Origin of the sequence: Paraburkholderia lycopersici (genome assembly GCF_900096975.1) — a bacterium.
In the GTDB taxonomy this organism is placed as follows: Bacteria; Pseudomonadota; Gammaproteobacteria; order Burkholderiales; family Burkholderiaceae; genus Paraburkholderia; species Paraburkholderia lycopersici.
The window spans coordinates 39,109-53,871 of the sequence record NZ_FMYQ01000004.1 but is presented as its reverse complement, the minus strand read 5'-3'; the positions used below and the strand labels follow the sequence as shown (position 1 = coordinate 53,871).

General features: G+C 68.1%; 11 protein-coding genes. 3 read left to right on the top strand and 8 right to left on the bottom strand.

What is annotated here, in order from left to right; genetic code table 11:
• The first annotated feature begins 181 nt into the window (after nt 1-181).
• Together hpnN and BLU17_RS06295 are read left to right on the top strand one after the other, a co-directional pair.
• Nucleotides 182-2,809 (top strand): hopanoid transporter HpnN, encoded by a 2,628-nt coding sequence (gene hpnN / locus BLU17_RS06300; protein ID WP_091995866.1) that lies wholly within the window; start codon nt 182-184, stop codon nt 2,807-2,809.
• Nucleotides 2,806-3,966 (top strand): MlaA family lipoprotein, encoded by a 1,161-nt coding sequence (locus tag BLU17_RS06295; RefSeq protein ID WP_091995865.1) that lies wholly within the window; start codon nt 2,806-2,808, stop codon nt 3,964-3,966. Before hpnN ends, BLU17_RS06295 begins: the two co-directional genes overlap by 4 nt.
• Nucleotides 3,967-4,069: 103 nt before the next feature.
• Here the strand turns inward: BLU17_RS06295 and BLU17_RS06290 are convergent, their stop codons facing one another.
• The 8 genes from BLU17_RS06290 to BLU17_RS06255 form a co-directional block, all read right to left on the bottom strand.
• Nucleotides 4,070-4,555: an acyl-CoA thioesterase gene (locus BLU17_RS06290; RefSeq protein ID WP_091995864.1), complete on the bottom strand. Its 486-nt coding sequence runs from the start codon at nt 4,553-4,555 to the stop codon at nt 4,070-4,072.
• Nucleotides 4,556-4,673: 118 nt separating this feature from the next.
• Nucleotides 4,674-5,390, bottom strand: a complete 717-nt coding sequence (locus BLU17_RS06285) for a phosphorylase (RefSeq protein ID WP_091996060.1) — start codon at nt 5,388-5,390, stop codon at nt 4,674-4,676.
• Nucleotides 5,391-5,428: 38 nt separating this feature from the next.
• Nucleotides 5,429-7,510: a squalene--hopene cyclase gene (shc, locus tag BLU17_RS06280; RefSeq protein WP_425434070.1), complete on the bottom strand. Its 2,082-nt coding sequence runs from the start codon at nt 7,508-7,510 to the stop codon at nt 5,429-5,431.
• Nucleotides 7,507-8,775, bottom strand: coding sequence for a hydroxysqualene dehydroxylase HpnE (gene hpnE / locus BLU17_RS06275; RefSeq protein WP_091995863.1), 1,269 nt, complete (start codon nt 8,773-8,775; stop codon nt 7,507-7,509). The genes shc and hpnE overlap by 4 nt, the downstream gene beginning before the upstream one ends.
• Entirely contained in the window at nt 8,775-9,626 is an 852-nt protein-coding gene (hpnD, locus tag BLU17_RS06270) for a presqualene diphosphate synthase HpnD (RefSeq protein WP_091995862.1), read from the bottom strand. The genes hpnE and hpnD overlap by 1 nt, the downstream gene beginning before the upstream one ends.
• A gap of 240 nt (nt 9,627-9,866) precedes the next feature.
• Entirely contained in the window at nt 9,867-10,811 is a 945-nt protein-coding gene (locus tag BLU17_RS06265) for a sensor domain-containing diguanylate cyclase (protein WP_091995861.1), read from the bottom strand.
• Nucleotides 10,808-11,431 (bottom strand): chemotaxis protein CheC, encoded by a 624-nt coding sequence (locus BLU17_RS06260; RefSeq protein ID WP_091995860.1) that lies wholly within the window; start codon nt 11,429-11,431, stop codon nt 10,808-10,810. The genes BLU17_RS06265 and BLU17_RS06260 overlap by 4 nt, the downstream gene beginning before the upstream one ends.
• Nucleotides 11,424-11,792: a response regulator gene (locus BLU17_RS06255; protein WP_091995859.1), complete on the bottom strand. Its 369-nt coding sequence runs from the start codon at nt 11,790-11,792 to the stop codon at nt 11,424-11,426. Before BLU17_RS06255 ends, BLU17_RS06260 begins: the two co-directional genes overlap by 8 nt.
• 611 nt (nt 11,793-12,403) lie before the next feature.
• Here BLU17_RS06255 and BLU17_RS06250 point away from each other — a divergent pair.
• A complete protein-coding gene (locus tag BLU17_RS06250) occupies nt 12,404-14,665 on the top strand; it encodes a hybrid sensor histidine kinase/response regulator (protein WP_091995858.1) in 2,262 nt (753 codons plus the stop codon).
• The last annotated feature ends 98 nt before the right edge of the window (nt 14,666-14,763 follow it).

The following is a 14,763-nucleotide window of genomic DNA, read 5'->3' as shown; positions in this document are numbered from 1 at the left end:
CCGGCAATGTGCGGTACAACAGATCGCGCCCCGGCTGAGCCAGTATAACGGCTTTGGCGCACGGGCTGCCCGGGCGCCGCCTCGCCGCTGCGTGTGCATAAGCCGCGCCGGGACGTGCAGGGCCGGTATACTTGAGCGCTTCGCGTCAAAAAACTTTAATTGACAGGGCCCCCTCGCCTGTATGCTGAAGCCATTCATCCTCCACCTCGTCGCCTGGTCGGTGCGCCGCGCGGCGTGGGTCATCACATTTGCGATCGTGCTTGCCGTGCTCTCCGGCGTGTACGTCGCGAAACATTTCAAGATCAACACGGACGTCAGCGGCCTCGTCGAAAACAATGCGCAATGGGCCGCGCTCAGCGACGCCAAGGACCAGGCCTTCCCGCAGCGCGCGAGTTCGCTGCTCGTGGTCGTCGAAGCCGACGCGCCCGAACTCGCCGACGCCGCCGCCGACAAGCTCGCGCAGGCGCTCGCGGCGGATTCGCGCGAATTCAGCGCCGTTTCGCAGCCTGCGGGCGGCCCGTTCTTCCAGCACAACGGCCTGCTCTTTCCGTCCACGGCCACCGTGCTCTCGACCACGGGCCAGCTCGTCCAGGCGCGCCCGCTGGTGAACCAGCTCGCCAAAGACCCGAGCCTCGCCGGCCTCGCCGGTACGCTCACCACCACGCTGCAACTGCCACTGACGATCGGACAGGTGAAGCTGCCGCAAATGGCGAACCTGCTCGGCAGCGCCGCCAACGTCGTCGATCAGGTGCTCGCGGGCAAGCCCGCCGCGTTCTCGTGGCGCGCGCTCGTCGACAAGGACTCGGCCACGAAGCCCGCGTTCGCGTTCATCACCGTGCAGCCGGTGCTCAACTTCGCCGCGCTCAAGGCGGCCGCGAACGCCTCGGAGGCGATCCGCTCGACGGCCGCCTCGCTTCATCTCGACACCGAATTCGGCGCGCGCGTGCGCCTCACGGGCGAGCAGCCGCTCGCCGACGACGAGTTCGCTTCGGTCCAGGACGGCGCCGCGCTCAACGGCGCGATCACGATCGTCGTCGTGCTCGCCATCCTGTGGCTCGCGCTGCGCTCGGGCAAGCTGATCGGCGCGGTGCTCGTCACGCTCGTGGTCGGCCTGCTCATCACGGCCGCGCTCGGCCTCATGATGATCGGCTCGTTCAACATGCTCTCGGTCGCGTTCATGGTGCTGTTCGTCGGGCTGGGCGTCGATTTCGGCGTGCAGTTCGGCGTGAAGTATCGCGAGGAGCGCTTTCAGGACGAGCGGCTCGACGCGGCGCTGCTCAAGACCGCGCGCCTCATTGGCGTGCCGCTCACGCTCGCGGCGATCGCCGTGGCCGAAAGTTTCTTTTCGTTCCTGCCGACCGCCTACAAGGGCCTCTCGGAACTCGGGCAGATCGCGGGCGTGGGCATGTTCGTCGCGTACTTCGCCAACATGACCGTGCTGCCGGCGCTCATCCGCGTGTTCAGGCCGGGGGGCGAGCGCGCCGCGCCGGGCTTCGCGTTCCTCGCGCCCGTCGACAAATGGCTCGCCGAACATCGCAAGCCGGTGCTCATCAGCACGCTCGTCGTGGTGGTCGGCGCGACGCCGCTGTTGCTGCACCTGCGCTTCGACTTCAACCCGCTGCACCTGAAGGATCCGCATACCGAGTCGATGGCGACGCTGCTCGCGCTCAAGAACTCGCCCGTCATCTCGATCAACGACGTGAGCGTGCTCGCGCCTTCGCTCGAAGAGGCCGACAAGATCGCCGCGCGGCTCTCGAAGCTGCCGGAGGTGTCGCGCGCAACGACGCTCAGCTCGCTCATTCCCGACGACCAACAGCAAAAGCTCATGCTGATCTCGAGCGCCGCGCAGCAGCTTCTGCCCGCGCTCACGCAGCAGCCGGCCGCGCCCGTCACCGACGAAGTGCGCGTGCAAACGCTCAAGCGCGCGGCCGACCAGCTTTCGCTCGCCGCAAGCGACCATCCGGGCCCGGGAGCGGCCGAGGCGAAGCATCTTTCCGCCGCGCTCACGAAGCTCGCCAACGCAAGCCCCGCCACGCGCGACCGCGCGGAAACCGCGTTCAGTCTGCCGCTCAAGCTCGCCTTCGCGCAGCTCACGCGCCTTCTGCAACCCTCGCAAATCACGCGTGAAAACCTGCCGCCGGAGATGGTGCACGACTGGGTGGCGCCGAGCGGCCAGGCGATCGTGGACATCGCGCCGCGCGTGCCGCCGGGCGTCGATCCCAACGACGACGTGATGCTCGCGCGCTTCGCGCACGCCGTGAAGGCGGCGGAGCCCAACGCGATCGGCGGGCCGATCTCGATCCTGCATTCGGCCAACGTGATCATCCTCGCGTTCTTCGAAGCGGCCGCGTGGTCGGTGCTGCTCATCACGGCGCTCCTGTGGATCACGCTGCGCAATTTCGGCGACGTGCTGCGCACGCTCATTCCTCTGCTGGTATCGGCGCTCGTGACGCTCGAGCTGTCCGTCGTGTTCGGAATCCAGCTCAATTTCGCGAACATCATCGCGCTTCCCCTGATGCTCGGGGTTGGCGTCGCGTTCAAAATCTATTTCGTGATGGCCTGGCGCGCGGGACAGACGGGCCTGCTGCATTCGAGCCTCACACACGCGGTGCTCTTTTCGGCCGCCACCACGGCCACGGCGTTCGGCAGCCTGTGGCTTTCGCATCATCCGGGCACGTCGAGCATGGGCAAGCTGCTCGCGCTGTCCTTGTTCTGTACGCTGATCGGCGCTGTGGTGTTCCAGCCGGTGCTGATGGGCAAGCCGCGTGCGAAGCGCGCAAGATCGGAAATTCAAGGGATCGACCAATGAAGAAAAAACAAGCCGCGCTCACCATGGCGGCGGCGAGCCTGGCGCTCCTCGTGACGTCGGGTTGCGCCACGGGACCCGAGCGCAAGCCGGGCGACCCGTTCGAGCCCGCGAATCGTGCAATCTTCAAGTTCAACGACGGGCTCGACACCTACATCGCCCAGCCGATCGCGAAGGGCTATCAGAAGGTGACGCCGCAGCCGCTGCGGCAGGCGATCACGAACTTCTTCTCGAACCTCGGCGACGTCAGCAATCTCGCGAACAACCTGCTGCAGCTGAAGATCACCGACGCCACCGAAGACCTCATGCGCATCGCCATGAACACGACCTTCGGCCTGGGCGGCCTGATCGACTTCGCGACAGCGGCGGGACTGCCCAAGCATCACCAGGACTTCGGCCTCACGATGGGCCATTACGGCGTGCCGGCCGGTCCGTATCTCGTGCTGCCGCTGTTCGGGCCGAGTTCGGTGCGCGACGGCATCGGCATGGGCGTGGACGTGAAGTTCAACATCATCAATTACATCGAGCCAGCCGTGCGCAACCCGATGTACATCGCTCAGTTCATCAGTACGCGCGCGGACCTGCTCGGCGCAACCGATCTGCTTCAGCAGGCGGCGCTCGACAAGTATTCGTTCGTGCGCGACGCGTACCGCCAGCAGCGCGAATCGCTGATCCGGGGCTCGCAGAACAACAACGCGCCGCTGCCCGATTACGGTGATCCGGGCGCCACGGGCGAACCCGGCAACTCGAACGAGAACGGCGTGCCCAACTACGAGGACCCGGGCGAGTCGGGCGGCGCCGGCGGTGCCCCGAACAAGGGTCTGCCGGATTACAAGGACCCGGGCGAACCGGGTGCGGCCGGTGCGGCGGCGAGCGGCGCGGCGGCAACGGGCGCGGCAGCGGGCGGCGCGGGTCCGGGCGCTGCGGCGGCTGCCGGTACGGCGGGCGCGGCGGTGGCAGCGTCGGCGGCTTCTGCGTCGGCTACGGCATCGGCGCCCGTGGCGGCTTCTGCGTCGGCTACGGCTTCTGCGTCGGCTACGGCATCGGCGCCCGCTACGGCATCTGCGCCCGTGGCGGCATCTGTGCCCGCTATGGCATCGGCGCCCGTGGCGGCTTCGGCTGCCAAGGCCGCGCCGGCCAAGCCGGCATCGGCACCCTGAGCCACTCGCCGGCGACGCGGCTCGACGCCGGCATTGCCAGAACGCAAAAACCCGGCAACCTTTCCAGGTTGCCGGGTTTTTTTATTTACGCCAGCCGTGCGGCTCAATGCACCGAAGTGTCCTCATTGTCGGCCTGGCGCTGCGCTTCGTTCGCCGCCGCGACCGCCGTGGCGTCCGCGGACGTCTGAACGGTCTGGCGATAGCGCTCGTAGGCCTCGTCGGCGTAACGGATGCATTCGCGGCCGTGCGGAGCCGGCACGCCGTCGGCGCCGAGGTTCACGAACACCATCTTTTCGATTGTCAGGATGCTCTTGCGCGTGATCTTGTTGCGCACCTCGGCGCGCAACGTGATCGACGTGCGGCCGAAATGCGTAGCCTTCATGCCGAGCTCGATGATGTCGCCCTGGCGCGCCGAACTGACGAAATTGATCTCCGATATGAATTTGGTCACTACACGCTGGTTGTCGAGCTGGCAGATCGCATAGATCGCCGCTTCCTCGTCGATCCAGCGCAGCAGACTGCCGCCGAAAAGCGTGCCGTTCGGATTCAGGTCTTCAGGCTTGACCCACTTGCGGGTATGAAAATTCATGACTGGCAACTCCCCGTGGAATGTAATTTGTCCCCAGCTCGCAGGACGAGCTTGGGGTTAACATCCGGATGTTACCAGAGATAAGGGTTTTCCCTAGTATTTCAATATTCCGGTCGGGTCACGCCGGGAAAAAGGCGCCGGTGGTCGCCAGTATCTGCCGCGCGGCGCTCAACGACTGGCGCGCCGCTTTCGCGTCCGCGGCCACGCGCAGCAGGCCGCCCAATTGCGCCGGGTCGCGCGCGAGTTCCCTCAGGATGGGCAGTATGGCCGTCGTGCCGTCGTCGCGCAGGCCCGCCATTGCCGCCTTCGGCAGGCTGCGCCAGGCCGGATCGACGATCGCGCGGCACACCACGAACGGCACGCCGTGCGCAGCCGCCGCCGCTGCTGCCAGATGCGACTCCATGTCGACGGCGAGCGCCCCGCGCGCGCGGAACAGCGCCGCCTTGTCCGCCGCGCCGGTGAGCGGCGCGGCCACGGCCGCCTGTACGCCGCGGCGAGTCTGCGCGGCGAGCGGCGAGTCCATGAGCGCCTCGGCCATGCGCGCGCTCCAGGCGGAATGCGTAGCGACGCGGCCAAACGGACCGTCGACGGCTTCGGCGATCACCACGGTGCCCGGTTCGAGATCGGGCGCGAGACCGCCCGCCGTGCCGAAGCTGACGATACCCGCCGCGCCATCCTCAAGCGCCGCCGCGAGCGCGCTTTGCAGCAGATCGGCGCGTGCGGCGTAGACGGCGCGCACGCCATCGCGGCCCTTGCCCGCCGCGATGCTCGCCTCGAAAGCCATACCCGTTACCGCGATCACCGGCAAACCGCGCGCCTTTGCGCCAGCCGCCATGCTCATAGTCCGGTTCACGGCCTGCTTCCCAATCTGCTTCACAGCCCAACCGCGACGCGCTTCGAGCCCGTGCGCTTGAGGTTGCGATAGCGCGCGAGCGCCCACAGCGGGAAGAACTTGCGATAGCCGTGATAACGCAGATAGAAGACACGCGGAAAACCCGTCGCCGTGAAACGCGCTTCGTCCCACAGGCCGTGCTCGCGCTGGGTGTTCTGCAGATACTCGATGCCGCGCGCGACCGCCGGATGATCGACCGCGCCCGCAGCCATCAGGCCGAGCAGCGCCCAGGCCGTCTGCGACGCCGTGCTCGCGGCGCGCTCGTAGCCGCGGTATTCGAGCTTGTAGCTCGTGCCGTCTTCGCCCCAGCCGCCGTCGTCGTTCTGGATCTGCACGAGCCATTGCACCGCGCGCTTCATGCGCGGGTCGTCATGTTCGAGGCCGGCCGCGTTGAGCGCGCACAGCGCCGTCCACGTGCCGTAGATGTAGTTCATGCCCCAGCGGCCATACCAGCTACCGTCGGCCTCCTGCTCCTCGAGCAGATAGTGGTACGCGCGCCGCGCCGGCTCGCTCGCGGCCGGCAGCTCGCCGAGCTGCGCGAGCATCGAGAGGCAGCGGCCCGAGACGTCGGCAGTCGGCGGATCGAGCAATGCGCCGTGGTCCGAGAACGGAATGTTGTTCAGGTAGTACTGCGTGTTCTCCGGCTCGAACGCGCCCCAGCCGCCATTGCTGCTCTGCATGCCGACCACCCATTCGCGCGCGCGCGCGATCGGCTCGTCGTAGGCCGTCGTCTGGTCGAGCTTGTCCACGCGATCCATCGCGGCCACCACCACGGCCGTGTCGTCGACGTCGGGATAGTGCGGGTTCGCGTACTGGAACGCCCAGCCGCCCGGACGCACGTCCGCACGGCGCGAAATCCAGTCGCCGCGCACGTCGAGGATCTGCAGCGGGCGCAGCCATTCGAGGCCGCGGCGCGCGGCTTCCCCGGCGCGCGCGTCGCCCGTCTCCAGCAGCGCGTGCGCGGCCAGCGACGTGTCCCATACCGGCGAGAGGCACGGCTGCACGTAGGCTTCCTCCGCGTGGACCGTCACCAGCTTTTCGAGCGATTGCCGCGCGATCGCGCGATGCGGATGGTCGGCGGGATAGCCCAGCACGTCGTACATCATCACGGCATTGGCCATGGCCGGGAAGATCGCGCCGAGGCCGTCCTCGCCGTTCAGGCGCTCGTCGACGAAGGCCACGGCGGCGTCGATCGCGCGCTGGCGCAGGTAGGCCGGGAAGAGCGGATCGGCCACGCGCAGCACGCCGTCCACGGCGCGGAAGAAGCCGAACCAGCCCTGGCTCTGGTGCGGCGCGCGCGTGTTGAGGCCAACGCTCACCGGCGCGCCGCGAAACAGCTCGTCGATGCGCACGCCGCGCGGATTGCGCGCCAGCGGGCGCTTCGCGTTGAGCACCAGCAACGGCACGATCACGGTGCGCGCCCAGTACGACACTTTCGAAAGATGGAACGGGAACCACTGCGGCAGCAGCATGATCTCGACGGGCATCACCGGCACTGCGTACCACGTCACCACGCCGAACAGCGCGAGCAGGATGCGCGTGAACACATTGACGTGCTCCGCGCCGCCCGCCGCGAGAATCGCCTCGCGGGCGCGCGCCATGTGCTCCGCATCTTCGGCGTCGCCGATCATCTTGAGCGCGAAGTAAGCCTTCACGCTCGCGCTCACGTCCATGTCGCCGTCGGTGAAGAGCGGCCAGCCGCCGCCCGGCAGCTGGGTGCGGCGCAGGTAGCGCGCGATCTTCTGTTCGAGTTCGAGGTTCGGAGTCTCGCCGAGATAGTGCACGAGCAGCACGTATTCGGCCGGAATCGTGGCGTCTGCTTCGAGTTCGTAGACCCAGTGGCCGTCGGCGCGCTGGTCGGCGAGGATCGCGTCGGTGGCGCGCCCGATGGCCGCGTCGAGCGTGGCGCTGACCGCGGCAACCGGGGCGCAAGGCGCCGCCAGGGTCGCTTCGTCGGCAAACGTGGGGGTGGGCATCGCCACGGCCGTCGCGTCGGCAACGTCAGTCCCGGCGCGGCGGCTGGCGTAGTCTTGTGTCGGCATGGCTTGGGATAAATCGTTCATCTACGTTCCAGATTTTCGGTCAGAAGGAGCTCCGCGGCCTTGCGGCCCGAGCGGATCGCCCCTTCGATCGTCGCGGGCAGACCGGTCGCCGTCCAGTCGCCTGCAAGCATCAGATTGTTCCAGCGCGTGCGCGTTGCGGGGCGGCGCCATTCCTCGTCGGGCACCGCCGAGAACGTCGCGCGCGCGTCGGCGCAGACCCGCCAGGCGGGCAGCGGCTCGAGCGGCAGCGAGGTCGCCGCGGCCACGTCGGCCCAAACCCGGCGAGCGAGGTCTTCGGGGTCGAGGTCGAGCACGCCGCGCGCGTCGTGGATCGTCGCCGCGAGGCGACCCTCCGCCGCGCTCAGCCAGTGGGCCGTGCCGTTGACGAGCGCCATCGGCGTGACGAGGCCCGGTGGCGCCTCTGCCGCGTAGTGCACCGTGACGATCGCGGTGTGGCGCCGCGGCGCCTGCAGCGCCGGCACGAGCGCCGCGGCGGCGGCGCCGGGCACGGCCAGCACCACCGCTTCGCCGGAGGCGAGCGCTACACGCCCGTCCGGAAAATCGAGGGCGACGACGCGGGCCGCCGCGTCGTCGTACACGATCTCCCTGAGCGGCGAGTCGAGGCGGATCGCCGCACCGCCGTGCTGGAGCATGCGCAACGCCGGATCGACGAAAGCGCTGGAAAGGCCGCCGCGCGCCGCCAGCGGCCGGAACGCCTCGCCGCCCGCCGTCAGCGACTCGCGCAACATGGCGCCCGCCAGCTCGGCGCTACCCACGCGCGGCTCGACATTGAGCGCCGTGAGAAAGAACGGCTGCAGCAGCCGGTCCCAGAGCACGCCTTCGCAGCGCATGGTCTGCGCCACCGTGCGGCCCGGCTTGGCGAACAGCAGCGGCAGCAGCCCCAGGTAGTCCGCGGCGCGCGTGCCCGGCACGCGGGAGCGGGAGTCGCCGATCCAGAACGGCATGCGCGAGCGCGAGAAGCGCACGGTCCAGCGCGAGCGCGCGGCGAGGTCCATGAACGCAAAACCCGGCTCGGCCGGCCCCGTGAGCGCCTCGCCGGCGCCGATCGTGCGCACGTATTCGAGCGTGCGCGCATGGCCGGCCAGCACGAGATGGCTGCCGGTGTCGAGCGTTGCCGCGAGCGTGTGATCGTAGTACGAACGGCAGCGTCCGCCTGCCTGGCCGGCGGCCTCGTAGAGCGCCACCTGCACGCCGCGCCGCTGAAGCCGCACGGCCGTCGCGAGGCCCGCAAGCCCCGCGCCGATGACGTGGACTAGCCGAGGCATCAGAACAGCGCGTAACGCGCGACGATCCACATCAGCCGCGCGCGCGGCTTGCTGACTTTCGTGCGTGGCAGGTCAAAGCCGCGATCCACGGTGCGCTCGAGCAGCACGCGGTAGACGCCCGACATGATGCGCGGCGCCTTCACGTACGCACGCGGCGCGGCGTCCATGATCGCGTCCGCCTGCGCGAAGTGCGCGAGCGCGCGATCGACGAGCGTGGCGCACACGCGCGGCAGCGACGGGTCGGCGGCGATCGTGTGCGGATTGCCCGCCGCGATGCCCTCGCGCGCGAGCAGTTCGCGAGGCAGGTAGCAACGGTTGATGTCCGCGTCTTCGTCGATGTCGCGCAGGATGTTGGTGAGCTGCAGCGCGCGTCCCAGATGGTGCGACAGCGCGCGGCCCGGCTCCTCCTCCATCCCGAAAATTCTCACCGAGAGGCGGCCCGCCGCACTCGCCACGCGGTCGCAGTACAGGTCGAGCGTGGCTTCGTCGGGGGCGCAGATGTCTTCGGCTGCGTCCATGGCCATGCCGTCGATCATCGCGTGGAAGTCCTCGCGCTTGAGCCCGAACGTATGGATATGGCGCGTGAGCGCCGCCAGCGAGGCGCGCGGCGTGCCGGCATAGCACGCGTCGATGTCGGCGCGCCATTGGTCGAGCCCCGCCGCGCGCTCGGCGCGCGGCAGGTCGCTGTCCGCGATGTCGTCGACAGCGCGGCAAAAGGCGTAGACCTGATACATGGCGTCGCGCTGCGCGGGAGGCAGGATCCGCATCGCCAGATAAAACGAGCTGCCCGACGAAGCGGCGGCGGCGTCGGTTTGTTGTGTATCGTCCACGACGAGGTTGGAAACGGCCAAGACGATCTCCGCTGGGGGCGCCCTCGACGGGCTTTCGACTATTCGGGCCCGCATTGCAGCGGGTCGCCCGCGCGCGCGGACACGCGCGAGGCACCGGCCATGGAATTGCCCGCCAAGGAGGCGCGCAAGCCGGAAACGGGCAAAAGTATAGCAACCTTTGGGGTGCGGCGCAGTCGGCAGGGGCGTGCAGCGGTGGGGCGGGCGCGTTGCCCGCGCGGGCCGCCCCGGACCGCCCGCGCTTCAGGCGAGCGCGACCGAGCGGTTGCGCCCCTGGCGCTTCGCGGTATAGAGGGCGGCGTCCGCCTCGTTGATCATGCCCTCGTAATCGGGCGCGCCCGTGCGCGCCGTGGCGGCGCCCACGCTGGCCGTGACCGGCACGACCACGCCATGCACCTCGATCGGCTCGTCGCCGATCGTGCGGCGGATCTTCTCCGCCACGTACAAGGCGTCGTCGAGCGGCGTGCACGGCAGCAGCAGCGCGAATTCCTCGCCGCCGAAGCGGCCGAACACGTCCTGCTTGCGCACCACGCCGGAGACGCGCTGCGCCATCGAGCGCAGCACGGTATCGCCGGCCACGTGGCCGAATTCGTCGTTGATGCGCTTGAAGTGGTCGAGATCGAACAACAGCATCGAAAGTTCGCCGCCGTAGCGCTGCCAGCGCGAAAACTCGTCGGCGAGACGCGACTCGAAATAGCGCCGGTTGGCGATGCCGGTGAGGCCGTCGCGGTCGGCGTATTCGCGCAGCCTGGCCACGGCTTCCTCGCGCTCGCGCTGCATGACGCTCACGTGCGTGACGTCCGAGACGGTCACGCACACGGCGATCACGTCGCGCTCGCGCATGAGCGGCATGAAGGTGCAGTCCTGCTGCATGTAGTCGACGCCGCCCGTGATCGGCCGGTCATGGTCGAACTGGAACAGATACGGCCGCTGCTCCCACGAGCTGAACGCGAAGCTGCCGAGCTGGAACACGCTCTCCACCTTGCGCGTGAGCCACGCGCGCGGCAGGTCGGGAAAGCGCTCGAAGATCGAGCGGCCGATCACGTCCTCGGCCGGCACGCCGCTGTGGTCCTGCATGAACCGGTTCCACATCAGCACGTTCATGTCGCGATCGACGACGAAGATACCGAACCCCACCCGTTCGACGACGAGATCCGACAGCGATGGCAACCCGGCTGGCGCGTTCATAGGCTATGCAACAGCGCGTCGATGGCCCGGCTCACGACATGGATCGACTCCTCGGCCATCAGCATGACGAGGTGGGCGCGAAAGCGCTGGTCCTCCAGCGCGAAATTGACCTCGACAAGCAGGGCGACATCCCAGGCGAGCAGCCCTCGCTGGAACACCTCGTCGAGCATGATCGCCTCGCCGAGCAGGCCCGGCTGCGAAAATACCGGCATGCGCCCGAGCTGGTCGAGCATCGACGACACGCACGCGCCCGTGAGCGCGTTGGCGACGTCGAACATCAGCTCTTCCTCGCTGAACGCGTCGGCGGAGCCCGGCGCGTAGGGACCGCCGACCAGGCTGCCGAGTTCGGCGATCTCGCCGCTGCGGCAGATCACCAGCGCCTCGCCCTTGATCTCCGAGCGAAAGCCCTGGCGCACGGCCGCGACCGGCCCGTCGATGCCGGTCATCTCGCGCAGCGCCGCCGCGGCCTCCGACACCGCGACCACCCGCACGCGCGGCACCGAAAGCTCGATGAAGGCGTTGAGCAGCCCCGACAGCCGCGTGGCCGCCTGCCCCATGCCGAGATTGGCGATCTCCTGCAGCGCGTCGCGCTGGAGTTCCGTGAACACTCGATCAGGCATACAACCCGTACTCCTTCAGGATGGGTAGCAGCGCCTCCTGGGTTACCGGCTTTGCGACGAACGCCGCCGCGCCGAGCGCCTGCACGCGCTCGCGGGCACGAGGCTGGATGTCCGCTGATACGACGATCACGAATGTATTCAGGTCCTCGTGCTGCAAAGCTTCGAGGACCTGGAAGCCCGTCATGTCGGGCATCGTGAGGTCAAGGAACATGACTGCCGCACGACCGGCGCGGTAATGCGCGAGCGCTTCGAGTCCGTTCGACGCGTACGAAATCTCGACGTCCCAGTCCTCGGGCAGCGCCTTCGTGAGCACCTTGCGGGCTAGCAGCGAGTCGTCGGCGATCACGATGGGCAAGGACATGGGTATGCTGAATGAGTGTGCGTTGGGCGGAGTGCGTTTCGACGGATTAACGGCGGCGCAGGCAATTACTTTAGGAAAAAAACCGCATACGAGCTGCGTAATGCATAACGCATGGACGAGCCAGCGCTGCGACTCGCCCCGAATTGGCGAACGACCGCGCTGTCGCGCAATGAATATCGGCAAGCTTGCGCCGGTAAATGAAGGTCCTCGCCTGCATGCCTGCAGCCACCCCGTAGCATGGGGCCGCGCGTTTTGCTTTGAACGGCGCGGCTTTCATGCGAACGCGTATTTATCGTGTCCAGGATTCTCGAATCAAATTCAATGAAATGCAACTCGTCGATAATCAATCCTCGAACAAAATCGACTCGCACTCAGCGGTTTATCGAAATAAATGATCCATCCCTTAAATAAAGAACGTCGATTATCCCTTTGTGGTACGTTTGCGCTTCGCCGATTTTCGCGCATTCGAGCAAAGGAAGTAGAAAACCCCTGGTCGGGCTGCTTACGAAAATATTCTTGCTGCGCGCGGACCATCGGCTGGCCGGCGGCGCGTCGACGCGGTCGTTTATGATGTCGAATGCCCCGCCGTCTTTTCCCTGCTTTTCCCGACGATGATTGCTGACCGGCCCGAGCGGCCAGACGAACGCACGCACCAGCAGCCCCTCACCGACGACGCGCCGTTTCCGGCCGCGCCCGGCCACGACTTCACGGTGCGCCGGCGCACGCTGCTCGCGCTGCTCATCGCGGCGATCGTGCTGCCATGCGTGTACGTCGCCACCATGGCGTACAACGATCTGCGCGCGCGCGAAGCCGACGCCACCGATACCACGCTGCGCACGGTGCGCGTGGCCGAAGAGCACGCGCTCAAGGTGTTCGACATGAACGAGGCGCTCGACGCGCGCATCGTCGACCTCGTGCGCGGCCTCGACGACGACGGCATACGCGCGAACGAGGCGCAGATCCACCAGAAGCTCGACGCCATCGGCGGCGGCTACCCGCAGGTGGCTGCCGTGTCGATCTTCGGGCACGACGGTGAGCTGCTCGCGAGCAGCCGGTTCTCGCCGCCGCCGCCGGCGTCGATCGTGGCACGCGACGACTTCACGGGTATCCGCGACGGCCGCGTGATAGACCACGTCTCGCGCGTCATGCGAAGCCAGGTGAGCGGGGAAACGGTGTTCAACATGGGCGTGGCGCGCCGCGACGACGCCGACGTGTTCGCGGGGCTCGTCTCGGTCGCACTGCGTCCCGGTTATTTCAGTTCGTTCTACCACGACCTGCTCGGCCCCAGCTCGCCGATGGCGCTCGGCCTCGTGCGCAGCGACGGTGCGATCCTGGCCTTCGACCCGCCACCGCGCGCAACCCGCTCCGCCATCACGCCGAACTCGCCGCTCGCCGCGGCGCTCGCGCGCGGCGGCGAGTCCGGCGTCGTGCGCATGCATTCCGCGCTGCTCGACAGCAACGTGATCGTGGCGTTCCGGCGCGTGGGCTCGTACCCCGTCTACGTGACCTGCGCGTATCGCACGCCGGCGGTCTGGGCCGCCTGGTACCGGCACCTGAGCGTGCTCATCATTTCGATGTTCACGCCGTCGATCGCGTTATGGTGCGTGATCTGGCTCTCGCTGCGGCGCCTCGCCGCCGAAGAGGCAGCCTGGGAACGCTGGCAGGCAGAGGCCTCGATGCGCCGCTCGATCGAGTCGGCTTACCGGCAGTCGCGCAAAATGGAGGCGCTCGGCAACCTCGTGGGCAGCGTCGCGCACGACTTCAACAACCTGCTGATGATCGTCTCGGCCAACGTGCAGATCGCGCGGCGGCGCGGCGCGGCTGACCTGGAGCGCGAGCTTTCGGCGATCGAGCGCGCCCTCAAGAGCGGCCAGTCGCTCACGCGCCAGTTGCTCGGCGTGGCGCGCAAGCAGCCGCTTCGCAACGAGACGATTTACGTCGGACGCTGGCTGCCCGCGTGCCGCGAACTGCTGCGCGCGTCGCTGGGCGCGAAGGTATCGCTCGTCGTCGAAGTCGACGACGGCGTGTGGCCGGTGCTCGTCGATGTCGCCGAATTCGAGCTCGCGCTCATCAATCTCGCCGTAAACGCGCGCGACGCGATGCCCAACGGAGGCCGCTTCACCGTGCGCGCGCGCAACACCAGCTTCCGGCCCGACGAGGGTTTCCCGCTCGACGGCGACTTCGTGCACATCACGCTCGAGGACACGGGCGCCGGCATGCCGGCGGACGTGCTCGCGCGCGCGTTCGAGCCGCTCTACACGACCAAGCCGAAGGGCACGGGCACCGGCCTCGGGCTGCCGCAGGTGTTTGCGTTCTGCGAGCGCACCGGCGGCCTCGCCGCGATCGACAGCGCGATCGGCGCGGGCACGACGGTGCATCTGTATCTGCCGCGTTCGCTCGCCGAGCCGCCTGTGCCGCGTCCCGAGCCGCACGAGGAAAGCGCCGGGATGCAGCACGGGCTGAACGTGCTGCTCGTCGAGGACAACGAGGAAGTCGCCGCCGGCACCGAGGCGCTTCTGCAGATGATGGGCCATCGCGTGACCTGCGCGAGCGACGCAGCGAGCGCGCTGGAGTTCGTCGAGTCGGCGCACGCCGACGGAGACCATGCCTCGCCTTTCGACCTCGTGCTGTCCGATATCCACATGCCCGGGACGATGAACGGCATCGATCTGGCCGAGGCGCTGCAGGGACTCGAACCCGCGCTGCCCGTGATCCTCGTGACAGGCTACGCGGAAGAACTCGACCGCGCGCGCCACGTGGACGTGCGCGTGCTCTCAAAACCGTTCGACATCGCGCTGCTGGAGAAAACGCTCGAAGCCATCCGCGAGGAACGCCAGGCGCGTGCGAAGCGCGAGCGCGACGCGACGCTCTAGGCACGGCACGAAGCTTGCGACGCGTGCAGCGCGGCATGCGGAAGCAAGCGGCCGGACGCGGCGCACGGCATGCGCCATTCACTCGGCGCATCATGTAA

What these genes read in the sequence shown, in the direction of transcription:
- BLU17_RS06285 (WP_091996060.1), bottom strand. Translation starts at nt 5,390, where the DNA reads ATGGCGGCTGGCGCAAAGGCGCGCGGTTTGCCGGTGATCGCGGTAACG.
- BLU17_RS06265 (WP_091995861.1), bottom strand. Translation starts at nt 10,811, where the DNA reads ATGAACGCGCCAGCCGGGTTGCCATCGCTGTCGGATCTCGTCGTCGAA.
- BLU17_RS06250 (WP_091995858.1), top strand. Translation starts at nt 12,404, where the DNA reads ATGATTGCTGACCGGCCCGAGCGGCCAGACGAACGCACGCACCAGCAG.
- BLU17_RS06290 (WP_091995864.1), bottom strand. Translation starts at nt 4,555, where the DNA reads ATGAATTTTCATACCCGCAAGTGGGTCAAGCCTGAAGACCTGAATCCG.
- BLU17_RS06295 (WP_091995865.1), top strand. Translation starts at nt 2,806, where the DNA reads ATGAAGAAAAAACAAGCCGCGCTCACCATGGCGGCGGCGAGCCTGGCG.
- hpnN (WP_091995866.1), top strand. Translation starts at nt 182, where the DNA reads ATGCTGAAGCCATTCATCCTCCACCTCGTCGCCTGGTCGGTGCGCCGC.
- shc (WP_425434070.1), bottom strand. Translation starts at nt 7,510, where the DNA reads ATGAACGATTTATCCCAAGCCATGCCGACACAAGACTACGCCAGCCGC.
- BLU17_RS06255 (WP_091995859.1), bottom strand. Translation starts at nt 11,792, where the DNA reads ATGTCCTTGCCCATCGTGATCGCCGACGACTCGCTGCTAGCCCGCAAG.
- hpnE (WP_091995863.1), bottom strand. Translation starts at nt 8,775, where the DNA reads ATGCCTCGGCTAGTCCACGTCATCGGCGCGGGGCTTGCGGGCCTCGCG.
- BLU17_RS06260 (WP_091995860.1), bottom strand. Translation starts at nt 11,431, where the DNA reads ATGCCTGATCGAGTGTTCACGGAACTCCAGCGCGACGCGCTGCAGGAG.